Here is a 22,646-nt window from a genome sequence, read left to right as displayed (position 1 = left end):
CCCTGAGCCGCTATCAACGGCAACAACATCCTGCAATTGAGGAAATTTCGTCGTGAGCAAGAAGGTGATTCTCATTACTGGCGCGTCCAGCGGCTTCGGCCGCATGACCGCCGAAGCGCTCGCCAAAGCCGGACACACCGTTTACGCCTCCATGCGTGACGTCGCCGGCCGCAACGCCGAGAACGCTGCCGAGTTGGCCAAAATCTCAAAGCGCGACGGTGTCGACCTGCGCGCGGTCGAGCTTGACGTTCAGTCCGAAACGTCTGTCGATGCCGCGGTCCGGAAGATCGCGGCCGACAGCGGCAGGATCGACGTGCTGGTCCACAACGCAGGTCACATGATGTTCGGCCCCGCAGAGGCGTTCACGCCCGAGCAGTTTGCGCAGCAGTATGACGTCAACGTGCTCGGCACACAGCGCGTCAACCGCGCAGTCCTTCCTCATATGCGCGCGGCGCAACAGGGGCTGATGGTCTGGGTGTCGAGCAGCAGCTCGGCCGGTGGAACGCCGCCTTACCTTGCTCCCTACTTCGCGGCCAAAGCCGCCATGGACTCGTTGGCTGTCCTCTACGCGCGCGAGTTGTCGCGCTGGGGTATTGAAACAACGATCGTCGTGCCGGGTGCGTTCACGAAGGGCACGAACCACTTCGCGCATTCGGGGCGCCCCGCCGACGAAGCGCGTGTCGCGGAATACGAAGCGGGCCCCTACGCTGGCTTCGGCGAGGAGATACTGAAGGCCTTCGCTGCCATCGTACCCGACGACGCTGATCCCAGCGGAGTAGCCGATGAGATCGTCAAGGTGGTCGACATGCCTTTTGGCAAGCGTCCGTTCCGCATCCACTATGACCCGACTGAGGACGGCGCGAGCGTCAGCTTCGCCGTGATCGACCGCGTGCGCGCCGAGATGCTCCATCGGGTTGGGCTCTCCGACCTTCTGAAACCCAAGGTGCTCTTGTAGTCGGCCGATGCCAACTGGCCTCTCCCAACCGGGCGAGTGGCAGATTCCGGTAGATCGGTCGGTGGAGACCGCCGCGAGAGCAATCTCGGTCAATACAACAGCAGCCACGGGACAGAAGGCGCTCGACAGGCCTCGTAGATAGCCGCTTGGAAGCCTTTCACACGTCTCCAAACATTCGGAGCAATCCATGAACCGTATCCGCACCCTCGCAACCTTCATGATAGGAGCAACCCTTTTGAGCGCGACCGTCGCTGCAGCAGCCGACGTCAATAATGATACCCGGATCGATCCTCAGATCCGCTCATTCCTGGCCAAGATCAATAAGGACAGCAGTCCCTTCTGGGAGCTGCCGCAACCGAAGCCACAGGAGGTCCTGACCGGGCTGCAATCCCAGACGCCGGTCGACATGACCGGGGTGACGACGACGGAGAAGACGATCACTCAGGATGGTCGCTCGGTGAAGCTGTACATCATGAGGCCCGAGCATGTGAGCGGAAAGCCCGGCGTGCTGTTCTTCATCCATGGCGGCGTCTGGATCGTCGGCAATTTCGAGAACCATCAGCGCCTGCTGCGCGATATCGTCGTCGGCTCAGGGCAGATCGGCGTGTTCGTCGAGTACACTCCGCTGCCGGCGGCAAAATTCCCGACGCAGCTGGACGAGTGCTACGCTGCACTGAAGTGGGTTTCCGGGCACGCCGACGAGTTTGGCGCGGATGGCAGCCGCATCGCCGTGGCGGGCAACTCGGTCGGCGGCAACATGACCGCCGCGCTTGCTCTCATGAGCAAGGACCGCAAGGGGCCAAAGATCAGCTATCAGGTTCTCCTCATTCCGGCGACGGACGCCAGTGTCGATACAGCGTCTTATCACGAGTATGGGACTGGCCGCTTCCTAACGCGCGCGTTCATGAAGTATGGCTGGGATCTTTACGCTCCCGACGCAAAGACCCGCAACAACCCCTATGTATCACCGCTCCGCGCAGCCGCCGACGAGCTCAAGGGCTTGCCGCCGGCGCTCGTCATTACGGCCGAGAACGATCCGCTGCGCGATGAAGGCGAGGCCTATGCCCGCAAGCTGAAGGACGCGGGGGTTAGCGTCGATGCCGTTCGCTACAACGGCACGATTCACGATTTCGTGCTGCTGAACGCCCTGCGTCATCTGCCATCAACCGAAGCGGCGATCGATCAGGTGAATCACGGCGTCCGTCGATATCTCGAAGCTGCGACCAACTAACTGCCCTGGCGCGGTGGCGAGCGCCACCGCGCCAGATCCCGTCGGGGCGCACCGCAAGCGTCCACCGCTGATCGGTGGGGTGGCCGATCCTAAAGTTCGTGCCGCGTGGACCGCGGGCGAGCCAAGAAAATAGCGGACCAGGCAGAGGCAATCTCCAAGATAGGGTGTTGAAGATGACCGCAGCAGGTCAGCGAAACAATATCTCAAACGCGCAATCAAGCGGCCTGACTGCCTCAATTGGAAGCAGTGCTCGAAATGGTCGACCACAGGAGCCCAACGATTTGCCGGTCAGTGCCGCCAGCGAAATCAGCGCTGCGCTTAATGAGTTGTTGGCTGACGTGTTTGCGCTATACATAAAGACGAAGAATTTCCACTGGCACATGAGTGGATCACATTTTCGAGACTATCATATCCTTCTCGACGAGCAGAGTAGCCAGATCCTCATGATATCCGATCCGATAGCGAAGCGAGTTCGTAAGCTTGGAGGCACCACCATTCGTTCGATTGGACACATCGCCCGCCTCCAAAGCATCATCGACAGCGAAGTTGAGGGCATCGATCCGCGAGATATGCTTTGTGAGTTGAGAGAGGACAATCTGCGGCTCGAATCGGCGATGCGTCGTGTCCACAGAAAGTGCGACGATCGACACGATGTTGCGACGACGAGCCTGCTTGAGGGGTGGATTGACGAAGCAGAAGGGCGCAGTTGGTTCCTCTATGAGACCGTGCGCGGATCGTTAAAATCAGAGGAGCGGATGTAATGGCCTTGAGACCGGGGAAGAACGAGGTCGGCCGCAATACGGCACCGCTTTCAGCCCTGGCGAACACCCGCGCCTCAATACAAGGCTTCAGAAAATATCCAGCCTCCCGACTCCTCAAGTCATCGGTCGATTTGGAATGGTCGACGCTCTTCGCGGAGCTTCGATCTCACTCCAGCTGTGAAGGGCCTGGCGCTGAAGGAGAAGACCTGGAGGTCGTCGTTGTCGTCAACGGTTCAGATGTGGGAGCTGTGACCTGCAAGGTCGAAGCTGAGTTGCGGCAAGTCCGTCCCTCTGAGGGGACGATCTGGCTAAATCCGATGGCCGCCAAACCTGACGCGATCCGGATCGTGTCGCCGGAACTGGAAGTCGCTCACCTGTACCTTCCAAAGCCAGCATTCAATCGCCTGGAAACGGAATTCAACCTGCCTCAATTCCCCGGACAATCAATCCGCTATATCTCCGGCGTACAAGACAGCGTCATCAACGAGATTGCGCTGTCGGTGCTGCGCGAAATGTCGGATCCGACAGCATCTGGGCGTATGCTAGTTGAAACTGCGTCCCTGTTTTTGGCCGCGCGGCTGCTGCACGAGCACGCAGAATGTCCACTAGGTCGCTTGAAACGCGAACCGAAGCTAGGGCTTGATAACGTTAGATTGCGGCGTGTTCTTGCCTACATCGAAGACCATCTCACCGAGGAAATCACGGTAAGCGATCTCGCGAGTATCGCATGTCTAAGTGTGTTCCATTTTACGCGCGCATTTGCGGCCAGCGTTGGAGTGCCACCGCATAGCTACGTCAGCGGCCTCCGACTGGAGCGCGCCAAAAAGCTCCTCAAGGCGGGGCGGCTGTCTCTCAGTGAGATTGCCTTTGATTGTCGATTCTCGTCACAATCCAGTTTCACGCGCGCATTTCGACGAGCGACTGGCGTGACGCCAGCGGAATACAAGCGAACCGTCCGCTAGCAATAATCACGGCAACGTGCGGCGAAACGGGGCGCTCCGGGTGCGATCCGGCGTGGCTTGCCTTAGCCGGAGTTCGCGTGCCCGGGCGCCCGCCTTCGCCCTTTGGCTTCGGCGCGGCAGCCTTCACTCGCTTTGCTTCTGGTGCGTGGCGCTGGCTTGCCTAGCCGAAGCTCGCAAAGCGAGCGAAGGCTGGTGGGCCCGGCAGGACTCGAACCTGCAACCAGACCGTTATGAGCGGCCGGCTCTAACCATTGAGCTACAGGCCCCGCCGCGGGACGGCCGCGGGAGTGCGGCCGGCAACGGTGCGCGGTTCGTTTACAGGGCCTGAGGCGGGGGTGCAATCCTCAAGCGTTTTCAAAGCGAAGTGGTCCTCGGTTCGCGTCAGGAAAACGGGCCAAACATTGTGCCGTGATCGAGGGAACGCCGGCGCTACGCGGAAAGCGCTGCTCGTCGGATGATTGCTGGATTCGGAATAATGGCATTTTGCCACTGTTTTGCCCGACGAGTCAAACGGCCTAACGCTCATCCGGCCGGTACCCATTTGGGCGCTTCCTTAAGCCCCTGTGATTGCTCACGTCTTCTACTGTGCATGGGGTTGTTTTCGCACGTTTTGTTTGAGAGGGCCTGTTGGCCCCCTCAAAGGTCTTGCCGGCCAGCGATGGACACCGCGGTGCGCCCGCCGCCACTAGTCCACCGACACCCCCGCGAACTCCACCACCTTGCGCCACTTCTCGGTCTCGTCAGTGACCAGCTTGCCGAACTCGGCGGGCGTCATTGGCCTCGGGATGCCGCCATTCTCGGTCAGCCGCGCGATCACCTTCGGGTCCTTGAGTGCTTCGCCGACGGCCTTGTTGAGGATCTCGATCACCTCGCTTGGGGTGCCCTTCGGCACGGAGATGCCGTAGAAGCCGACCGATTCGAAGCCCGGCACGGTCTCGGCGATCGCGGGCACGTCGGGCACGGTCGGCCAGCGCTGTGGCGAGGTCACCCCGAGCGCGCGGACATTGCCGCCCTTCACCTGCTCCAGCGCGGAGGGCAGGTTGTCGAAGATCAGCTGCACCTTGTTGGAGATGATGTCGGGGAAGGCGATCGCCGAGCCCCGATAGGGCACGTGGATCATGTCGCACTTGGTCATCGCCTTGAACAACTCGGCCGACATGTGCACCGAGGTGCCGTTGCCGGACGAGGCATAGGAGATCTTGCCCGGATTGGCCTTGCAATAGTCGATGAACTCCTGAACCGTCCTCGGCGGAAACGCGTTGGCGACGACCAGCATGTTGGTGAGCTGCATGATGCTCGCCACCGGCACCGTGTCGCGCAGGAAGTCGAACGGCAGCTTCTTGTAGAGCGAGGTCGAGATCGCGTTGTTCGGCGCGACGAACAGCAGCGTGTAGCCGTCGGGGGCTGCGTTGACCGCAGCCGCAGCCGCGATGTTGCCGCCGGAGCCGGTGCGGTTCTCGACGATGAATTGCTGGCCGAGGCGATCCGAGAGCGCCTGCGCCATGATCCGCGCCACGATGTCGACCGGGCCGCCGGCGGCGAAGCCGATCAGCCAGTGCACGGGGCGGTCGGGATAGGCGGCCGCGGCGGGAGGGGTGGTGCTGAAAAGACCTAAGAGGACTGCGAGCCCAAACAAACCGTGACGCAAAATTCGCAACATGACGCCTCCCATTGTTCTATTGTCGTTGCGCTGCATGCTTTCACAAAAACGCGCCGCTGCCTACATCGCCGCAAGTCGGTGTTGACGCGGGCCCGCCGGGAACGACCATGAGATTCGCTTCTTCTATCTTTCTTGCGGCGGCGCTGCTCGCCAGCCCCGCCGCTGCTCAAACCGGAGGCAACGCCATTCCCACCACGACACTCAGCCTCGGCACCGCGACACCCGGCGGCGGCTTCCCGCTCTATGGCAACGCCTTCGCCGAGGTGATGAACGCGGCCGATCCGGAAATTTCCATCGCACCCCGCAACACCAAGGGCAGCAACGAGAACATTCCGCTCCTGGAGAAGGGCGAGCTCGATCTCGCTTTGGTCGCGGGCGAGCCGGCCTATGAGGCCTTCGCCGGCATCGGCCGCGCGCCGGTGCGGCTGAAGATTCTCACGGCGATCTATTCCAACCCCGGAATGTTCGTGGTGCGCGCGGACAGTCCCTACAGGACGATTGCCGATCTCGTCGGACAGCCCGTCGCGTTCGGCGCCAAAGGCTCGGGCCTGCCGATCCTGGCGCGCTATGTGCTCGATGGTCTCGACCTCAAGCAGGACGAGGATTTTAGGGCGGTCTATCTCGACCGCGCCGGCGACGGCCCCGCGATGGTCGAGGATGGACGCGTCGCCGCATTGTGGGGCGCGGGCATCGGCTGGCCCGGCTTTGCGGCGGTGGCCTCGAGCGCATCAGGTGCCCGTTTCATCGCGCCCAGTGCGGACGAGATCGCGCGCATCCGCGCCAAGCACGCGTTCCTGAAGCCGCTCACCGTGCCGGCTGGCAGCTACCCCAAGCAGTCCGAGCCGATCGCCTCGCTCGGCTCATGGAGCTTTGTGCTGACGCGCGAGGACCTGCCCGACGATGTCGCCTATCGCCTCGCCAAGACGCTGCACGGCGTCGAAGCGACGTTCTGCAAAAAGCTCGCGCAGGCCTGCGAGACCACGGCCGCGAACACGGTCGCGGCCGCGCCGAAGCCGGAGCTGATCCATCCGGGGGTGATGAAGTATTTTCGCGAGATCGGGGTGGTGAAATGACGGTCGCCTAAAGCGACCGTCATTCCGGGGCGGTGCGTAGCACCGAACTATGGTGCGCAACTGCGCACCTGAGAATCTCGAGATTCCGGGTTCGGTCCTGCGGACCGCCCCGGAATGACAACTATGGAATCACTTCTTCACCAGCGGACACGCCGGGTCCGGCGGCCCGAACGCCTTGTCGCCGGAGATGGTGGTGAGGATCTTGTAATAGTCCCACGGATATTTGCTCTCCTCCGGCGTCTTCACCTGCACCAGCCAGAGGTCGTGCACCATCAGATTGTCCTCGCGCAGTTTGCCGTTGCGGGCGAAGAAATCCTCGATCGGCTTCTCGCGCATCTTTGCCGCGACCTTGAGCGGATCGTCGGTGCCGGTCTCCTTGATGGCGTTGAGATAGTGCATCACGCTGGAATAGACGCCGGCCTGCCACATCGACGGCATCTTGTTCATCTTGGCGAAATAGCGCTTCGACCATTCGCGCGTCTTGTCGTCCATGTCCCAGTAGAACGAGGTGGTCAGCAGCAGGCCTTGCGCGGCCTGCAGGCCGAGGCCGTGGATGTCGGTGATCAGCGCCAGCAGCGCCGCCATCTGCTGGCCGCCCTTGAACACGCCGAACTCCGAGCCGGTCTTGATCTCGTTCATGTTGTTGGGGGGACCGGCGGCAATGCCGATGATCTTCGCCTTGGAGGCCTGCGCCTGCAGCACGAAGGAGGAGAGATCCGGCGTTGCCAGCGGCGGCCGCACCGAGCCCAGCACCTTGCCGCCATTGGCGGTGACGACGCTGGAGGCATCGCGCTCCAGCGAATGTCCGAAGGCGTAGTCGTCGGTGATGAAGAACCAGCTGTCGCCGCCGCGCTTGACCACGGCATCCGCAGTGCCGACCGCGAGCGCGCGGGTGTCGAACACCCACTGGATCGCGTAAGGCGAGCAGAACTTGCCGTGGAAATCGGCGGTGCCGGTGGAGTGGGTGATGAACAGCCGCTTCTTCTCGTTGGCGACGTTCTGCACCGCGAGCCCGACCGCGGAGACCGGCACGTCGACGATCAGGTCGACCTGGTCGACGTCATACCAGCGCCGCGCGATCGTGCCGCCGATGTCGGCCTTGAGCTGGTGATCGCCGATGATGATGCTGATCGGCTTGCCGAGCACGGTGCCGCCGAAATCGTCGATGGCCATCTGCGCCGCGGTCACCGAGCCCTGGCCGGTCGGCGCAGAGGCCGGGCCGTTCATGTCGGTGAGCACGCCGATCTTGACGACGTTGTCGGACACCTGCGCCATGGCGGCGCCCGGCAGCAGGGCCGCCGTCAGAGCGGCCGCGACCGGCAGTCCAAATCTCGCTCGCTTCACGTTTGTCCTCCCCTGATCCGGCGCGTTGGCCGGTGTTGCTTTTTGCCGGGTACGGCCCGGCTGAATTGGTTTCTTTTGCAACTAATAGGGGGCGGGCGTCAATGTCACGCTGCGAAGCGGATTTGTCCGGCCGGCGAGGGATCGTAGCCGGTCAGCTCCTCGGCGCGCTGGCGCAGCCGTCTTTCGCTGAGAAACCGGATCAGCGCCTGCATCGCGGGGCGGAAATAGCTGCGCTGCCGCATCGCGAGATCAAAATTCTCCCAGACCAGCGGCACGAAATCGAGACCGGCCGAGCGCGCCGCCGCGCGCGTCGCGATGCCGCAATCGGCTTGTCCGGCGCGGACCATTTCGGCGAGATCCGGCCCGGTGAGGGCCGGCGTCTCCACCCGGCGCAAATCGCGCGTCGTGGCGTCCGCACGCTTCAGCAGCGCCTCGAGCAGCATCTGCGCGCCTGTGCCTTGTTGTCGCATCGCCATTCTGGCGCCGACCGCGAGCACGTCGGCGAGGCCGCGCAGCCGTTTCGGATTGCCCGGCGGCAGCACGAGGCCCTGCTCGCGGCGCACGAATGCGACCAGCAGTGCGTCATGCAGGTCCGGAGCGTCCCGCAGCGCCGTCACACTGGCGTCGGCGGCAAGATTGCCGGTGGCATCCGGGCTGTGGAAGTGCACGGCCACGGCCATCACCTCGTCGCGCTGCAGGCGCTCGAGCCCGCGCGCGCTGCCCTCGCTCATTGATCCCAGACCAGAGCCGGATTCGCGCAGGCTCCAATCGAGCAACTCGTCCTGGCTGCCGCCCATGACGGGCGGCGGCTCCGTGGTCAGCATGCCCGCCGGACGCGCGAGGCCCGAGAGGACCCAGAGGTCGAGCTCGTGCCGGGGGAAGAGCCACTTACCGGTCACCTTGCTGCAGGGGATCGCACCGGTGGTGACGAGTTCGTAGAGCTTGCGTTCGCCAAGTCGGAGATAGTCAGCGGCTTCACTGGTCGTCAGGAATTCCATCCTGCATTCCTATGCAAATTCTTGCTTCTTTTTGGACGTTCGTCGCAGGTGGAATTCTGCATTTCAATTAGTGTCCGCGGGAACCATGCCCGATCATCTCGTTGCTTTGCAACACATCCGCGCGCGCGATTTCTGCTTTGGTGAACGAACCTGAAGCGCTCGAATGGTGCGGGCCTTGCGGCTGTCGCGAACGCGCATGCGATCGGCGGTTTTGCAGTCGCCGTGCCGCGTCGTGCCTTGCCGAAATATCCCGAACGGCAGTGCAATGGCGTCACGAGTGCGGCGCAATCGATCATCATGATCGCGTCATATCGAAGGGAACCCGCTCATGGCCGCTCGCCGCCTGTCCATCGCATTCGCGCTTCTCTGCGGCCTTGCTGTAGGTGTTGCCGCCTCCTTCGCGGAGGATCGTGCGATCGTGCTGGCCACGACGACGTTGACGCAGGAGTCCGGCTTGCTCGATCATCTGCTGCCGATCTTCCGCGACAAGACCGGCATCGATGTGAGGGTGATCGCGCGGCGCGCCGACGAGGTGCTCGACGGCGCGCGAAAGGGCGAGGCGGACGTCGTGCTGGCGCATGCGCGGCCGCAGGAAGAAAAATTCGTTGCTGACGGTTTTGCCGTGAAGCGCTTTGACGTGATGTACAACGACTATGTGCTGGTCGGGCCGAAGAGCGATCCCGCCGGCGTCAAGGGCAAGGACATCGCGACCGCGCTCAAGGCGATCGAGGCCAAGGGCGCGCCGTTCGTGACGCGCGGCGATCGCTCCGGCACCCACGCTGCGGAGCTCGCGCTCTGGATCGTCGCCGGCATCGACATCGCCGCCGCCAAGGGCGCCTGGTATCGCGAGGCCAAGCAGGGCATGGTCGCGGCACTCGAGGCCGCGCGCGCCGCGAATGGCTATGTGCTGTCGGACCGCGGCAGCTGGATCGGCTTCAGGGATCGCGGCGATCTCGACGTCGTCGTCGAGGGCGACAAGCGGCTGCTCAACCAATACGGCGTGATGCTGATGAGCCCCGACAAGTTCCCGAACGTGAAGAAGGAGCTGGGGCAAACCTTCGTCGACTGGCTGATCTCGCCGGAGGGACAAGCTGCGATCGCTGCCTACAAGGTCGACGGCCAGCAGCTGTTCTTTCCAAATGCGGACAAGACGGGCGGCTGAGATCTTCATCTCCTGCGGTTGCCAAACCGGACGAGGCATGGTCCATCATGGCGCATGACCCAGCGCCTGCCGCTATCGCTGACGCCGCTCGACACCGCACTCGCCGCGTTGCTGCGAGGCGTTGATCCGGTCGCGCCGGTCGCACTGCCGCCGTCCGAGGCCATTGGCTGTGTCGCGGCGGGCGCGCCGCAGGTCGCGGCTTATCCGCCTCATGACATTGCTGCCGCGGACGGCTGGGCGCTGCGCGCCAACGATCTTGTCGGCGCCTCCGCCTATGCACCGCTGCCTTTGGCGACGGCCCCTGTCTGGGTCGATGCCGGCGATCCTATGCCGGAGGGATGTGATTGTGTGCTCGATGCCGACGCCGTGGAAGTATCGGGGCCGCTTGCGCAAGTGCTGGCGGAGGGCGTGCCGGGGCAGGGCATCAGGCGCGCCGGAGCCGACATTGCAGCCGGCACGACGGCCGGCGCGGAGGGATACCCGGTCGGTCAGGCCGACATGTTGCTCGCGGCCGTTGCGGCGGTGGACGGGCTGAGCGTGCGGCGACCGCGGCTGCGCATCGTCAACGTGCCGGGCGCGACGACGACGGCGCGTATGATCGCGGGCATCGCCCGTGCATCAGGACTGGATGTGAATGCGCTCGAGGCCGCCGCGCGCGATGAAGCGTCGGTCACCGATGTGCTCGATGCGTCCGCTTGCGACCTGTTGCTGACGGTGGGCGGCAGCGGCCTCGGTCGCCAGGATGCCGCGGTGACGGCATTGGGCCGGCGGGGCGAGGTGCTCGCCCATGGCCTTGCGCTTCAGCCCGGCCGCACCGCCGCGGTCGGACGGCTTGGCAAGGTTCCCGTCGTTGCCTTGCCCGGCTCGCCGGATCATGCGCTTGCGGCCTGGCTGGCACTGGTGCTTCCGCTTATCGATCGTCTGTCGGCACGGCAGCCGCGCCGACAAGTGACCCTGCCGCTCGCGCGGAAAATCGCGTCCACGGTCGGCATCGCCGAGATCGCGCTGCTGGCCCAGGAACATCATGCCTGGATGCCGCTTGCCGTCGGCGAATGGCCGCTCCAGGCCATCGCACGTGCGGATGCATGGCTGATCATTCCCGCCAGCCACGAGGGATTTGCGGCGGCTACGCCCGTTGATGCCTATCTGATGCAGGAGTGATATGGGTTCCGGCATGTCGATGATCCCGCAATCGCAAGGCCGCAGCGCGCTCGAACAGGAGCAGTTCCTCAAGATCCTCTCGCGCGAGGAGGCGCTGGCGCGCTTCGAGGCCGCGCTGTTCCCGCGCGCGATCCCGAGCGAGCTGCGCAAGCTTGGCGATACACTCGGCACCGCGCTCGCGGAAGATGTCACCGCGCCGATTGACGTGCCGCCGTTCGACCGTTCGAACGTCGACGGTTTTGCCGTCCGCTCGGCGGATCTCGCAGCGGCCGGCGAAGGTGCGCCCAGGCGCCTTGCGTTGAACGCCGAGACCATTCACTGCGGCACTGCGCCGAGGATGCAGGTCGCCGCGGGCACCGCCACACCGATCGCCACCGGCGGCCCGCTGCCGCGCGGCGCCGATGCCGTCGTCATGGTCGAGCATACCCAGCCGACCGGCCTGGATGCGATCGAGGTTCGCCGTGCCGTCTCGCCCGGTCAGTTCGTGTCCTACGCCGGCTCCGACATTGCGCGCGGCGAGGCGCTGCTGCGCGCCGGCACCATCATCGGCTCGCGCGAGATCGGCATGCTGGCGGCCTGCGGCATTGCCGAGGTGATCGTCGCGCGAAAACCGCGCGTCGCCGTCATTTCGACCGGCGACGAACTGGTCCAGCCCGGCGAGGCGCTCGCGCCTGCGGAGATCTACGACACCAACGGCGCGATCGTCGCGGCCGCGATCGACGAGAACGGCGGCGAGGCGATCTTCCTCGGCGCCATTCCCGACGATGAGGCCAAGCTCGAAGCCGCCATGCGGCGCGCACTTGAAGACGCCGACATGCTGGTGCTCTCGGGCGGCACCTCGAAAGGCGCGGGCGATCTGTCCCATCGCATCATCGGCCGACTCGGATCTCCCGGCATCATTGCGCATGGCGTCGCGCTCAAGCCCGGCAAGCCGCTGTGCCTTGCGGTGTGCGACGGCAAGCCGGTGGTGATCCTGCCGGGCTTTCCGACCTCGGCGATGTTCACCTTCCACGACATGATCGTGCCGGTGCTGCGCAGGATGGCCGGACTGCCGCCGCGCTCCGACGCCAAGGTCAGCGCGACCGTGCCGGTCCGTATCGCCTCCGAGCTCGGCCGTACCGAGTTCGTCATGGTCTCGCTGGTCGAAGGCAAGGGCGGCCTGATCGCCTATCCCTCCGGCAAGGGCTCTGGTGCGATCACGTCCTTCGCACAGGCAGACGGATTCCTGCGCATCGACGCGCTCGCCGACCAGATGCCGGCCGGGACCGAAACCGAGGTGACGCTGTTCACGCCGCATGTGCGGGTGCCCGATCTCGTCATCGTCGGCAGCCATTGCACCGGCCTCGATCTCGTCACCGCGCAGCTCGCACATGCCGGCCTGACGGTGCGCTCGATCGCGGTTGGCAGCCTCGGCGGCCTTGCGGCGGCCAAGCGCGGCGAATGCGATCTCGCGCCGATCCATCTGTTCGACGACAAGAGCGAGACTTACAACACGCCCTATCTCGTCGAGGGGCTCGAGCTCGTCCCGGGCTGGCGGCGGATGCAGGGCATCGTCTTCCGCGAGGGCGACACGCGCTTCGAGGGCCTGAGCGCAAAGGATGCTGTTGCCGCAGCGCTCGCCGATCCCGCCTGCATCATGGTCAACCGCAACCAGGGCGCCGGCACGCGCATCCTGATCGACCGGCTGCTCGGCGGCGCGCGGCCCGAGGGCTACTGGAACCAGCCGCGTTCGCACAACGCCGTCGCCGCGGCAGTCGCGCAGCACCGTGCCGATTGGGGCATGACCATTGCGCCGGTCGCCCATGCGGCCGGCCTCGGTTTCATTCCGCTCGCGGAAGAGCATTATGACTTCGCACTGGTGACGGCGCGCAAAGACCGGCCGGCGGTGCAGGCGTTTCTCGACGCGCTCGACTCGGACGAGGCGCGTGCGGCGCTGGAGCGGGCAGGCTTCCGGCCTGCGTAAAGTGACGCGGCATGCAAGCCGCGCGACAGGGTGGGGGACGCGATGGCAAGGCCGCTTTCGGTTGCGATCGTCGGTGCCGGCATGGGCGGGCTTGCGACCGCCGCAGCGCTTCGCCGTGTCGGCGTCGACGTCATGGTCTACGAGCAGGCCTCCCAATTCGCCCGTATCGGCGCCGGCATCCAGATCGGCTGCAACGCCATGAAGGTGTTGCGTGCGCTTGGCTTGGAACAGCGGATGCGCAGCCAGTCCTTCTATCCGCGCTCCTGGAATAATCGTGATTGGCGCAGCGGCGACGTCAAGTTCGACATGATCTTCGGCGAGAGCGCGGAAGAGAAGTTCGGCGCGCCCTATCTGCTCGCTCATCGCGGCGATCTGCACGCTGCACTGGCGAGCGTCGTGCCGAGTGAGTTCGTGAAGCTCAATCATAAGCTCGTCGGCCTCGACGAGATCCACAGCGGCATCCGGCTGACCTTTGCCGACGGCACCAGCGCCGTTGCCGATGCCGTGGTCGGCGCGGACGGCGTGCATTCGACGGTGCGCGACATCCTGTTCGACACCGCGCCGGCCAGGTTCACCGGCCGCATCGCCTACCGCACCACCTATCCGGCCGCTCTGCTCGGAGGGGAGAAGATCGACGACTGCACGAAGTGGTGGGGCGAGGACCGCCACATCGTGATCTATTACGTCAAGCCGGATCGCAGCGAGGTCTATCTCGTCACCAGCCAGCCGGAGCCTGACTTCCGCATCGAGTCATGGTCGGCGAAGGGCGATGTGCGCGATCTGCGTGCCTCCTTCGAAGGCTTCCATCCCCAGGTCGGAAAAGTGCTCGCGGCGTGCCCCGACGTGCACAAATGGGCGATCATGGACCGCGAGGCGCTGGAGCACTGGGCCGACGGCAAGGTGACGTTCGGCGATGCCTGCCATCCCATGACGCCCTACATGGCGCAGGGCGCGGCCATGGCGATCGAGGACGCTGCCGTGCTGTCGCGCTGCCTTGACGGTGTCGATCGCGACGGCGTCGCCGATGCATTCCGCTGCTTCGAGGCGACGCGAAAAGAGCGGACCACACGGGTTCAGGAGACCTCGCGCGCCAACATCTGGCTGAAGGAAAGGACCGATACGAGCTGGGTCTACGGCTACGACGCCTGGTCGACGCCGCTGGCGGCCTGATCGCGTTCGCGCTCGCGTTCCTCGGCCTCGGCCAGCGCGCGCTGCGCGGCGGGCGGCAGCGGCTTCGGGTCCGGTGGGACCTCGACGATGTCAGGCTTGCCCAGCTGCTTCGTGCGGTCGATCGTATCCGAGAGATCGAACACGAAATCGACGAATTCGAAGATGGTATCCAGGAGGGAGGCGGTCATGGTTCATCCGGGGCAATTCCCGATCGGTGGTCGCTGCCTTGCCCGGTCCGGTTCAAAGGCCCCGTGAACTCGCAGGGCCGCCGCCGCGACCAAGGCCGATGAGCCAGGCCATGACCGCGTCAAACCCCCTGAATTTCCGCAAGATCGCCACGTTCGTCGCAGCTGCCGGGACGCTGTTCTGGCTCTATACCTTCTATTTCATCGCCCATGTCCCGCCGGGCGACGGCACCGGCTTTCAATGGCTCGCGGTGTTCCCGCTCGGCATGATCTTCGGATTGTTCTTCCTGCCGGCCTGGCTGCTGGTCGCGATCGGGCGCCTCCCGCGATTCACCACAGCCGTCGGCCTCTGCGGCCTGATCGCCTTCGCGATCATCTGGGTGCAGCTCCTCAACGAGTTTCCCAAATCGTAAGTTCGCTACGACGCGTCATCCAGCGCCGCCAGGCGCTCCGCTTCGGCGATGTCGTCGACGGTGTTGGCGTTGAAGAACGGATCGAGCGGCTCGGCCGGCCAGGTCACCGTCGCGAGCGGATAGCGCGCGGTCCAGCGGTCGATCTTGCGGAGGTCCTCGACGACCAGTGCGTGGCGCAGCTCGTCACGCAGGGCAACACGCCATAGCCCGATCACCGGATGCGATTGGTCGCCGGATGCGGCAACAGCGAGCTGCGCGTTTTCTCGGCTCCGTGCTTCGTGCAGGCGTGCGACCAGGTCGCGCGGCAGGAACGGGCAATCGCCGGCGGCACTGAGCACCCATGCGATGTCAGGCCGGTTCGCAGCGGTCCAGTCCAGCGCGGCGAGGATGCCGGCGAGCGGTCCGGGAAAGCCGGGTACGTCGTCGGCGACGACCTGCAGGCCGAAGGCTGCGAAACGCGCGGGATCGCCGTTGGCGTTGAGGATCAGCCCGCTGCACTGGGGCGACAGGCGCGCGATCACGCGCGCCAGAATGGTGCGGCCGCCGATCGTGCGCATCGGCTTGTCGCCGCCGCCCATGCGCCGCGCCAGGCCACCGGCGAGCAGCACGCCAAGAGTTGGCGGAACGCTCGTGGCGGGAATTTCAGTCGTCACCACCTTCACCCTTGCGCTTGTGTTTCGCCGACTCCTCCTCGACGTAAGCGAGGTTCTGGTCGTAGACGATGCGCTCCTCGCCCGCGAGCACGATGAAGCGCTTTCCGCGCGTGCGTCCGACCAGCGTCAGCCCGACCTGCCTGGCGAGATCGACGCCCCAGGCGGTGAAGCCGGAGCGCGACACCAGGATCGGAATGCCCATCCGCACCGTCTTGATCACCATCTCCGAGGTGAGGCGTCCCGTGGTGTAGAGGATCTTGTCGGAGGGGGTCGACGCCGTGGCGGTACATCCAGCCGGCGATCTTGTCGACGGCGTTGTGCCGGCCGACATCCTCGGTGTAGCAGAGCGGCTCGCCCTCCTTGCACAGCACGCAGCCATGGATCGCGCCGGCCTCGAGGTACAGCGAGGGCATGGTGTTGATGGTCTGCGTCATCTGGTAGAGCCAGGAGGTGCGCAGCTCCGCCTTCGGCAGTGCGACGCTCTCGACCGCCTCCAAGAGGTCGCCGAAGGCGGTACCCTGCGCGCAGCCCGAGGTCTGCGTGCGCTTCTTCAGCTTAGCCTCGAAATTGGTGTGGTGCTCGGTGCGCACCACGACCACCTGGAGGTCGTCGTCGTATTCGACCTCGGTGACCACGTCATTATATTTCAGCATGTTCTGGTTCAGCAGATAGCCGAGCGCCAGATATTCCGGATAGTCGCCGATCGTCATCATGGTGACGATCTCCTGGGCGTTCAGGTAGAGCGTCAGCGGCCGCTCCATCGGCACCTTGATCTCGACCCTGGCGCCGGTTTGGTCGGTGCCGGCCACGCTCTGGGTCAGGCGCGGGTCGTCCGGGTTGGGGACGATCAGGGGCACCGGGGCTTTGTCGATCTTCATCATGGCCGCGACGTTAGCATGACATTCCGCTCAAGCCGATATAAGCATGCTCAAGACGATGGAGAAGGCGGTTCCGGCTGCGTCGTGCGGCTGGCGGAGATCGAGTTACGATGAAAGTCATCGGCCTTGCAGGCTGGAGCGGTGCGGGAAAGACCACGCTGTTGACGCGGCTGATCCCGCATTTCAACGCGCAAGGCCTGCGCGTGTCCGTCATCAAGCATGCACATCACCAGTTCGACGTCGATGTGCCCGGCAAGGATTCCTGGCGCCACCGCGAGGCCGGGGCGGCCGAGGTGCTGGTTGCCTCGTCGAATCGCTGGGCCTTGATGCATGAATTGCGCGGCGCGGCGGAGCCGCGGCTGCCGGAACTATTGAGCAAACTCTCTGCGGTCGATCTCGTCGTGGTCGAGGGGTTCAAGCGCGAGCCGCATCGCAAGATCGAGGTGCATCGCGCCGCCAATGGCAAGCCGCTGCTGTTTCCGGACGACCCCGGAATTGCCGGGATCGCGACCGACGCGGCGGTTGAAACCCGGCTGCCGACCGTCCATCTCGATGATATCCCCGCCGTGGCCGCGTTGCTGCTACGCGCGGCTATGCCGGTCGAGGAAGCGGTGGCAAGAAGCGCCGCGATACGCTGACGAGGCACCATGGCGCAACTGTCAGACGATTGCTTTGCCTTCGGCGGACCGATGATGTCGGTCGACGAGGCCGTTGGCCTGATCACGACGCGCGTCAACGCGATTGTCGATCTGGAATCCGTGGCGCTCGTCGATGCCGACGGGCGCGTGCTGGCGCGCGACATCGCGGCGCCCCTGCCGCTGCCGCCGTTCACCAACTCTGCGGTCGACGGTTACGCCGTGCGCAACACGGACCTTCCGCAAGCTGCGGAGCAGGCATTCCCGCTCGACGGCCGCATCCAGGCCGGCGGTCTTGCACAGGCACCGATCAAGCCCGGCCACACCGCGCGAATCTTCACGGGCGCGCCGATGCCGCCGGAGGCCGAGACGGTCTTCATGCAGGAGGATGTCCGCATCGACGGTTCGGGCAGGATCGTGCTGCCGCCAGGGCTGAAGCCAGGCGCGAATGTCCGCCCCGCCGGCGAGGACATTCCGCAGGGACACGTTGCGCTGCGCGCCGGCCAGCGCTTGCGGCCGCAGCATGTCGCGCTTGCCGCGGCGTTCGGCCTTGTCAGGCTCGACGTGGTCAGGCGCATCCGCGTCGCGGTGTTCTCGACCGGCGACGAGCTGGCTTCGCCGGGCGAGCCGCGCGCCGCCTCGCAGCTGTTCGATTCCAACCGCTTCATGCTGATGGCGATGCTGCGCCGGCTCGGCTGCGAGGTCAGCGATCTCGGCATTTTGCGCGACGAGCGAACGTCGCTTGCGAGTGGCCTGAAGCAGGTCGCAGGCGCGCATGATCTGATTCTCACCACCGGCGGCGTCTCGACCGGCGAGGAGGATCACGTCAAGGCGGCGGTCGAGAGTGTCGGCTCGCTCGTGCTGTGGCGGATGGCGATCAAGCCGGGCCGTCCGGTGGCGATGGGCATCATCGACGGCACGCCGCTGATCGGGCTGCCCGGCAATCCCGTCGCCAGTTTTGTCACCTTCGTCCATGTGGTGCGGCCGACGGTGCTGGCGCTGGCGGGGGGGCTGCCGGAGCCGCTGCTGCCGATCCCGGTGCGTGCTGCGTTTACCTACAAGAAGAAGATCGGCCGCCGTGAATATGTCCGCGTCTCCCTGCGCAGGGGGCAGGACGGTGCGCTCGAGGTAACCAAGTTTCCGCGCGAAGGGGCGGGGCTCCTGTCGTCGCTGGTCGAGACCGACGGCCTGGTCGAGCTCGGTGAAGCCGTCACGGGCGTCGAGCCTGGGCAGAGCGTCGGCTTCCTGCCCTACGCCGGCCTGATCTGATGCCCCACGCGTTGACGCCGCCGGCCCGCCCCGCCATGTTGCCGCGATGACCAGGACGACACTCGATCTCACCGGGCTGAAATGCCCGCTGCCGGCCCTCAAGACCCGCAAGGCGCTCAAGCCGCTCAAGGCAGGGGACCAGCTCGAGGTCCACTGCACCGATCCCCTCTCGGTGATCGACATCCCCAACCTGATCCGCGAGACTGGCGACAAGGTCGAGATCACCGAGCGCAACGAGGCGCGCATCGTGTTCCTGGTCGAAAAGAGCGACGGCCCGTAGAAAGGCGAATGTTCACCGCCGCAGCGCTTGACTATGCTGCGCCCACGGGGGAAACGGCCGGAGCTTCGCTGCAGTGCGAAAAGGCCCCGGTTGTTGCGGTGGATGATCTCAAACCTAAGACGTCGGGCATGACTTTCTCAACATCGAAAGCAAGCGCAGCCGCAGGTTCCGCGGCCCGCGAGCCTGCCGTCAAGCTCGGCAAGACGGCCACGGGTCCCGAGTTCAGCGTACTGGCGCAGGCCTCCATCCTGATCGTCGACGACGAGCCGGGCATGCGCAATTTCCTGGTGCGCACGCTCGCGCCGCGCTGCAAGCTGGTGGACGAGGCGGCCGACACGGATCAGGCCTCGCGCAAGCTCGATTCCAACCGCTACGACGTCGTCATTCTCGACAACATCATGCCGGGCAAGAATGGTGTCGATTGGCTCGCAGAGCAGCGCGCTGTCGGTTTTTTCGCCGACGCGATCCTGATCACCGCCTATGCCGACCTCGACACCGCGATCCAGGCCCTGCGCGCCGGCGCGGCCGATTTCGTGCTCAAGCCGTTCCGCTCCAACCAGATCCTCAACGCGGTGGCGCGATGCCTCGATCGTGTCCGCCTGCAGCGCGAGAACTATGTCCTGCGCTACGCTTTGCGCGCCTCGTCCGACCGCACCTTCCTGCGCGACAACCTGATCGGACAGTCGGCGCCGACGCTGCGCGTGCGTGAGACCATCGCACGCGTCGCGCGCCTGCCGACCTCGGTTCTCCTTACCGGCGAATCCGGCACCGGCAAGGAAGTGGCAGCGCGCTCGATCCACTCGCTGTCCGACCGCGCCGACAAGCCCTTCGTGCCCGTGAATTGCGCGGCGATCCCGCCCGAGATGATCGAGGCCGAGCTGTTCGGACACATCAAGGGCGCCTTTACCGGCGCCGATTCCGGGCGCGAAGGCCTGTTCCTGTATGCGCATGGCGGCACGCTGTTCCTCGACGAGATTGGCGAGCTGCCGCTGCCGATGCAGAGCAAGCTGCTCCGCGTGCTCGAGGACCGCCGCGTCCGTCCCGTCGGCTCCGAGCGTGAGGTTCCGGTCGACCTGCGTTTCATCTTCGCAACCAATGCCGAGCTCCAGAAAGAGGTCGAGAAAGGGCGCTTTCGAGCCGATCTGTTCTACCGCCTCAACGTGATGCAGATCCACCTGCCGCTCCTGAGGGATCGCGGCGACGACGTGCAGGAGCTCGCCGCCATCTTCATGAGCAAGCTGTCGACCCAGCTCGGCATGCCGCCGGTCCCGATCGACGCTTCGGTGCGCGCGGCGCTCGCAAGTTATGACTGGCCGGGCAATGTGCGCGAGCTGCGCAATTTGATCGAGCGCACGCTGATTCTCGGCGCTTTCCCTGACGACTTCGCCGGTCCCCGCAACGACGGCCAGTCGGCGCCCGCCGACAGTCTCGCGGAGCTCGAGCGCCGTCACATCCTCGGCGTACTGAAAGAGGTCAATGGCAATCGCGAGGAGGCAGCGCGGCGGCTCGGTATCTCGCGCAAGACCATCGACCGCAAATGCGCGTTGTGGGATGTCTGATGCGGCCGGCCGCAGCGATGAACCCGTGCGGGGACGCTCCGTGCGCTTCCGGCTGCTCGCGATCGCGCTGCTGCCGATGCTGGTCATCCTGCCGCTCTTGCTCGGCGTTGCGATCTATCGCTGGAACGCAAAATTCGACGCGACCTTGATCTCCAAGGTGAACGGCGATCTCACCATCGCCCACCAATATCTCGCCCGCATCCTCGAAAAGACCGGCGTCCAGCTCCGGGCGCTCAGCCTGTCGGCCCGCTTCCAGGAGGTGCTGGCGCCGGATGCGCGCGGCTCCCTGCGCGATCTGCTCGACGAGACCCGCAAGGAAATCGGTCTCGACTTCCTGTATCTGACCAACGGCCGCGGCGACATCCTGGCCTCATCGCCGCCGTTGCAGCATCAACCGAGAAATGACTGGCCGATCATCATGTCGGCGCTGTCGGGTCAGGTTCCGGCGACGGGCATCGACATTTTCGGCAATGACGAGCTCGCCGCGATCTCGCCGACCCTGGCTGAGCGCGCGCGCCTGGACCTCGTGCCGACGCCGAACGCGGTGCCGACCGACCGCAGCACGGAGACGCGCGGCATGGTCGTGCATGCGGCGAGCCGCGCGATGCTGCCCGACGGCGGCGCCGCGGCGCTGGTCGGCGGCACGCTGCTCAACCAGAATCTCGAATTCATCGACACGATCAACGACCTCGTCTATCGCGCGGCGAGCCTGCCCGAGGGCAGCCAGGGCACCGCGACGCTGTTCCTGGAGGACGTACGGATCTCGACCAACGTCCGTCTGTTCGAGGGACGGCGCGCGCTCGGCACGCGCGTCTCAGCGGCGGTACGCTCGGCCGTGCTGGGCGAGGGACGCACCTGGCTCGACAGCGCCTTTGTGGTCAATGACTGGTACATCTCCGCCTACGAGCCGCTGGTCGACAGTTATGGCAAGCGCGTCGGCATGCTCTATGTCGGGTTTCTGGAAAAGCCTTTCAGCGAAGCCAAATACCAGACGCTGGTGATCATCATCGTGGCGTTCATCGCGATCACGGCCGCGACCGTGCCGATCTTTCTGCGCTGGGCGAGCTCCATCTTCATGCCGCTGGAGCGCGTCACCGCGACGATTACCGAGGTGGAGCGGGGGAACCTCTCCGCCCGCACAAAGATGCCTGTCTCGGGTGACGAGATCGGCCGCGTCGCGGTTAATCTCGACAGCTTGCTCGACCAGATCCAGGAACGCGACCGGCAGCTCCGGGAATGGAACGAGGAACTGAACGTCCGCGTGCGGGAGCGGACCCGGGACCTCGAGCACGCCAATCTCAAGCTCGAGACAACCACCAAGCAGCTCATCATGTCGGAGAAGCTGGCTGCGATCGGCGAGATCACCGCGGGCGTCGCACACGAGATCAACAATCCGATCGCGGTGATGCAGGGCAATCTCGACGTCATCCGCAGCGTGTTCGGGGCCGATGCCGACAAGGCGAAGGTCGAGTTCCGCCTGCTCGACGAGCAGATTCACCGCATCAGCCAGATCGTGACCAAGCTGTTGCAATTTGCAAGGCCGGAGGAATATGCCGGTTATGTCGAGCGCCACGCGCCGGCGAGCATCATTTCGGACTGTCTGCCGCTGGTGCAGCATCTGCTGAACAAGACCGAGATCGCCGTCATCAGGGATGACCACGCCAGCCGGCTGGTGCTGATGAACCGCAACGAGCTGCAGCAGGTACTGGTCAATCTGATCGTCAACGCGATCCACGCCATGCCGGATGGCGGAACCCTGACGCTGCGCGCCTTCGATGCCGAGCGCGACGGCCATCAAGGCGCCGCCATCGAGGTCGCCGACACCGGCATCGGCATGAGCGCCGAAGTGATCGAAAAGATCTTCGATCCCTTCTACACGACGAAACGGCGGCAGGGCACCGGGCTGGGCCTCTCCATCAGCCAGACGCTGATCAAGCGCCAGGGCGGACAGATCACGGCGGAGAGCCGCGTCGGTTCCGGCAGTACATTCACGGTGTGGCTGCCCGAGGCGACTTGATTGGACATTTTGTCCGAGGATTTCAGGACATTTTGTCCCGCGCAGCACATTGCGCTGCGGGAAGTCGTTGATTCATCACGGTGCGACATCTGGCACGCGCGTTGCTCATCCCGAGACAGGGTGTTGAGGGGGATGAGGGCGCGATAGCCGTCACTGCAAACGCTGCTTGCGAGGCGAAGGGACATCACTCGCGATCAGCTGCTTGCTCGGCGCACACGACGAGATGCGCACCAGACGATTCCACTTCGGCATGAAGCTCGACCGGTCATGCGCGGCTGCCAGGCGCGCGTGCGACCGGTCTCAAACCGATGTGCCGG

At 65.0% G+C, this 22,646-nt stretch carries 20 protein-coding genes, 1 tRNA gene and 1 pseudogene; 15 read left to right on the top strand and 7 right to left on the bottom strand.

Annotated features, from left to right (window positions below):
- Positions 1 to 52: 52 nt before the first annotated feature.
- From ACVJ19_RS41865 to ACVJ19_RS41850, 4 genes are all read left to right on the top strand, one after another.
- A complete protein-coding gene (locus ACVJ19_RS41865; RefSeq protein WP_453954886.1) occupies positions 53 to 955 on the top strand; it encodes an SDR family oxidoreductase in 903 nt (300 codons plus the stop codon).
- Between the two features lie 187 nt (positions 956 to 1,142).
- Positions 1,143 to 2,186, top strand: coding sequence for an alpha/beta hydrolase (locus tag ACVJ19_RS41860; RefSeq protein ID WP_453954885.1), 1,044 nt, complete (start codon positions 1,143 to 1,145; stop codon positions 2,184 to 2,186).
- A gap of 173 nt (positions 2,187 to 2,359) precedes the next feature.
- A complete protein-coding gene (locus ACVJ19_RS41855; RefSeq protein ID WP_453955315.1) occupies positions 2,360 to 2,947 on the top strand; it encodes a Dps family protein in 588 nt (195 codons plus the stop codon).
- Complete coding sequence (locus ACVJ19_RS41850; RefSeq protein ID WP_453954884.1) at positions 2,947 to 3,909, top strand: helix-turn-helix domain-containing protein; 963 nt, start codon at positions 2,947 to 2,949, stop codon at positions 3,907 to 3,909. Before ACVJ19_RS41855 ends, ACVJ19_RS41850 begins: the two co-directional genes overlap by 1 nt.
- Before the next feature lie 190 nt (positions 3,910 to 4,099).
- On the opposite strand, the gene ACVJ19_RS41845 is transcribed toward ACVJ19_RS41850, so the two are convergent.
- Positions 4,100 to 4,175 (bottom strand) — tRNA-Ile (locus tag ACVJ19_RS41845).
- Between the two features lie 419 nt (positions 4,176 to 4,594).
- The gene (locus ACVJ19_RS41840) at positions 4,595 to 5,569 is read right to left on the bottom strand and encodes a Bug family tripartite tricarboxylate transporter substrate binding protein (RefSeq protein WP_453954883.1); all 975 of its coding nucleotides are present in this window, start codon (positions 5,567 to 5,569) and stop codon (positions 4,595 to 4,597) included.
- 107 nt (positions 5,570 to 5,676) lie between these two features.
- On the opposite strand from ACVJ19_RS41840, the gene ACVJ19_RS41835 reads away from it, so the two are divergent.
- A complete protein-coding gene (locus ACVJ19_RS41835) occupies positions 5,677 to 6,642 on the top strand; it encodes a TAXI family TRAP transporter solute-binding subunit (protein ID WP_453954882.1) in 966 nt (321 codons plus the stop codon).
- Between the two features lie 129 nt (positions 6,643 to 6,771).
- Here ACVJ19_RS41835 and ACVJ19_RS41830 read toward each other — a convergent pair whose 3' ends face one another.
- Positions 6,772 to 7,986 carry an ABC transporter substrate-binding protein gene (locus tag ACVJ19_RS41830; protein ID WP_453954881.1) on the bottom strand — a complete coding sequence of 405 codons (1,215 nt, stop codon included), beginning with the start codon at positions 7,984 to 7,986 and terminating at the stop codon, positions 6,772 to 6,774.
- A gap of 104 nt (positions 7,987 to 8,090) precedes the next feature.
- Positions 8,091 to 8,984, bottom strand: a complete 894-nt coding sequence (locus ACVJ19_RS41825; RefSeq protein WP_453954880.1) for a substrate-binding domain-containing protein — start codon at positions 8,982 to 8,984, stop codon at positions 8,091 to 8,093.
- 328 nt (positions 8,985 to 9,312) lie between these two features.
- Here ACVJ19_RS41825 and ACVJ19_RS41820 point away from each other — a divergent pair, with 328 nt between their 5' ends.
- From ACVJ19_RS41820 to ACVJ19_RS41805, 4 genes are read left to right on the top strand one after another with little or no spacing between them, the layout of a single operon-like run.
- Positions 9,313 to 10,146 (top strand): substrate-binding domain-containing protein, encoded by an 834-nt coding sequence (locus ACVJ19_RS41820; RefSeq protein WP_453954879.1) that lies wholly within the window; start codon positions 9,313 to 9,315, stop codon positions 10,144 to 10,146.
- Between the two features lie 54 nt (positions 10,147 to 10,200).
- Positions 10,201 to 11,307: a molybdopterin-binding protein gene (locus ACVJ19_RS41815; protein ID WP_453954878.1), complete on the top strand. Its 1,107-nt coding sequence runs from the start codon at positions 10,201 to 10,203 to the stop codon at positions 11,305 to 11,307.
- A 1-nt stretch (position 11,308) separates the two neighbouring features.
- Entirely contained in the window at positions 11,309 to 13,270 is a 1,962-nt protein-coding gene (locus ACVJ19_RS41810; RefSeq protein WP_453954877.1) for a molybdopterin biosynthesis protein, read from the top strand.
- Positions 13,271 to 13,312: 42 nt separating this feature from the next.
- Positions 13,313 to 14,440, top strand: a complete 1,128-nt coding sequence (locus tag ACVJ19_RS41805) for an FAD-dependent monooxygenase (RefSeq protein ID WP_453954876.1) — start codon at positions 13,313 to 13,315, stop codon at positions 14,438 to 14,440.
- Here ACVJ19_RS41805 and ACVJ19_RS41800 read toward each other — a convergent pair.
- Positions 14,407 to 14,628 carry a hypothetical protein gene (locus ACVJ19_RS41800; protein ID WP_453954875.1) on the bottom strand — a complete coding sequence of 74 codons (222 nt, stop codon included), beginning with the start codon at positions 14,626 to 14,628 and terminating at the stop codon, positions 14,407 to 14,409. The two genes, ACVJ19_RS41805 and ACVJ19_RS41800, sit on opposite strands and share 34 nt — an antisense overlap.
- Before the next feature lie 110 nt (positions 14,629 to 14,738).
- On the opposite strand from ACVJ19_RS41800, the gene ACVJ19_RS41795 reads away from it, so the two are divergent.
- The gene (locus tag ACVJ19_RS41795) at positions 14,739 to 15,038 is read left to right on the top strand and encodes a hypothetical protein (protein WP_453954874.1); all 300 of its coding nucleotides are present in this window, start codon (positions 14,739 to 14,741) and stop codon (positions 15,036 to 15,038) included.
- A gap of 5 nt (positions 15,039 to 15,043) precedes the next feature.
- Here ACVJ19_RS41795 and mobA read toward each other — a convergent pair whose 3' ends face one another.
- Positions 15,044 to 15,700: a molybdenum cofactor guanylyltransferase MobA gene (gene mobA, locus ACVJ19_RS41790; RefSeq protein ID WP_453954873.1), complete on the bottom strand. Its 657-nt coding sequence runs from the start codon at positions 15,698 to 15,700 to the stop codon at positions 15,044 to 15,046.
- Positions 15,681 to 16,572 (bottom strand): annotated as a pseudogene (fdhD, locus tag ACVJ19_RS41785) (formate dehydrogenase accessory sulfurtransferase FdhD). The gene mobA and the pseudogene fdhD overlap by 20 nt, the downstream one beginning before the upstream one ends.
- Before the next feature lie 107 nt (positions 16,573 to 16,679).
- Here fdhD and mobB point away from each other — a divergent pair.
- The 5 genes from mobB (at position 16,680) to ACVJ19_RS41760 (ending at position 22,329) form a co-directional block, all read left to right on the top strand.
- Positions 16,680 to 17,207 (top strand): molybdopterin-guanine dinucleotide biosynthesis protein B, encoded by a 528-nt coding sequence (mobB, locus tag ACVJ19_RS41780; RefSeq protein ID WP_211412841.1) that lies wholly within the window; start codon positions 16,680 to 16,682, stop codon positions 17,205 to 17,207.
- A 9-nt stretch (positions 17,208 to 17,216) separates the two neighbouring features.
- On the top strand, positions 17,217 to 18,473 hold the full coding sequence (locus ACVJ19_RS41775) for a molybdopterin molybdotransferase MoeA (protein WP_453954871.1): 1,257 nt from the start codon (positions 17,217 to 17,219) through the stop codon (positions 18,471 to 18,473).
- Positions 18,474 to 18,519: 46 nt separating this feature from the next.
- On the top strand, positions 18,520 to 18,753 hold the full coding sequence (locus tag ACVJ19_RS41770) for a sulfurtransferase TusA family protein (protein WP_018643991.1): 234 nt from the start codon (positions 18,520 to 18,522) through the stop codon (positions 18,751 to 18,753).
- 128 nt (positions 18,754 to 18,881) lie between these two features.
- Positions 18,882 to 20,312: a sigma-54-dependent transcriptional regulator gene (locus tag ACVJ19_RS41765; RefSeq protein WP_453954870.1), complete on the top strand. Its 1,431-nt coding sequence runs from the start codon at positions 18,882 to 18,884 to the stop codon at positions 20,310 to 20,312.
- Positions 20,305 to 22,329 (top strand): sensor histidine kinase, encoded by a 2,025-nt coding sequence (locus ACVJ19_RS41760; RefSeq protein WP_453954869.1) that lies wholly within the window; start codon positions 20,305 to 20,307, stop codon positions 22,327 to 22,329. Before ACVJ19_RS41765 ends, ACVJ19_RS41760 begins: the two co-directional genes overlap by 8 nt.
- Positions 22,330 to 22,646 lie beyond the last annotated feature (317 nt).

This window comes from Bradyrhizobium sp. USDA 376 (assembly GCF_054063675.1).
Note: the sequence above shows the minus strand (reverse complement) of the source record. Positions and strands in the feature narration are given on the sequence as shown.

What these genes read in the sequence shown, in the direction of transcription:
- ACVJ19_RS41860 (WP_453954885.1), top strand. Translation starts at nt 1,143, where the DNA reads ATGAACCGTATCCGCACCCTCGCAACCTTCATGATAGGAGCAACCCTT.
- ACVJ19_RS41855 (WP_453955315.1), top strand. Translation starts at nt 2,360, where the DNA reads ATGACCGCAGCAGGTCAGCGAAACAATATCTCAAACGCGCAATCAAGC.
- ACVJ19_RS41850 (WP_453954884.1), top strand. Translation starts at nt 2,947, where the DNA reads ATGGCCTTGAGACCGGGGAAGAACGAGGTCGGCCGCAATACGGCACCG.
- ACVJ19_RS41840 (WP_453954883.1), bottom strand. Translation starts at nt 5,569, where the DNA reads ATGTTGCGAATTTTGCGTCACGGTTTGTTTGGGCTCGCAGTCCTCTTA.
- ACVJ19_RS41835 (WP_453954882.1), top strand. Translation starts at nt 5,677, where the DNA reads ATGAGATTCGCTTCTTCTATCTTTCTTGCGGCGGCGCTGCTCGCCAGC.
- ACVJ19_RS41825 (WP_453954880.1), bottom strand. Translation starts at nt 8,984, where the DNA reads ATGGAATTCCTGACGACCAGTGAAGCCGCTGACTATCTCCGACTTGGC.
- ACVJ19_RS41820 (WP_453954879.1), top strand. Translation starts at nt 9,313, where the DNA reads ATGGCCGCTCGCCGCCTGTCCATCGCATTCGCGCTTCTCTGCGGCCTT.
- ACVJ19_RS41815 (WP_453954878.1), top strand. Translation starts at nt 10,201, where the DNA reads ATGACCCAGCGCCTGCCGCTATCGCTGACGCCGCTCGACACCGCACTC.
- ACVJ19_RS41810 (WP_453954877.1), top strand. Translation starts at nt 11,309, where the DNA reads ATGGGTTCCGGCATGTCGATGATCCCGCAATCGCAAGGCCGCAGCGCG.
- ACVJ19_RS41805 (WP_453954876.1), top strand. Translation starts at nt 13,313, where the DNA reads ATGGCAAGGCCGCTTTCGGTTGCGATCGTCGGTGCCGGCATGGGCGGG.
- ACVJ19_RS41800 (WP_453954875.1), bottom strand. Translation starts at nt 14,628, where the DNA reads ATGACCGCCTCCCTCCTGGATACCATCTTCGAATTCGTCGATTTCGTG.
- ACVJ19_RS41795 (WP_453954874.1), top strand. Translation starts at nt 14,739, where the DNA reads ATGACCGCGTCAAACCCCCTGAATTTCCGCAAGATCGCCACGTTCGTC.
- mobB (WP_211412841.1), top strand. Translation starts at nt 16,680, where the DNA reads ATGAAAGTCATCGGCCTTGCAGGCTGGAGCGGTGCGGGAAAGACCACG.
- ACVJ19_RS41775 (WP_453954871.1), top strand. Translation starts at nt 17,217, where the DNA reads ATGGCGCAACTGTCAGACGATTGCTTTGCCTTCGGCGGACCGATGATG.
- ACVJ19_RS41770 (WP_018643991.1), top strand. Translation starts at nt 18,520, where the DNA reads ATGACCAGGACGACACTCGATCTCACCGGGCTGAAATGCCCGCTGCCG.
- ACVJ19_RS41765 (WP_453954870.1), top strand. Translation starts at nt 18,882, where the DNA reads ATGACTTTCTCAACATCGAAAGCAAGCGCAGCCGCAGGTTCCGCGGCC.
- ACVJ19_RS41760 (WP_453954869.1), top strand. Translation starts at nt 20,305, where the DNA reads ATGTCTGATGCGGCCGGCCGCAGCGATGAACCCGTGCGGGGACGCTCC.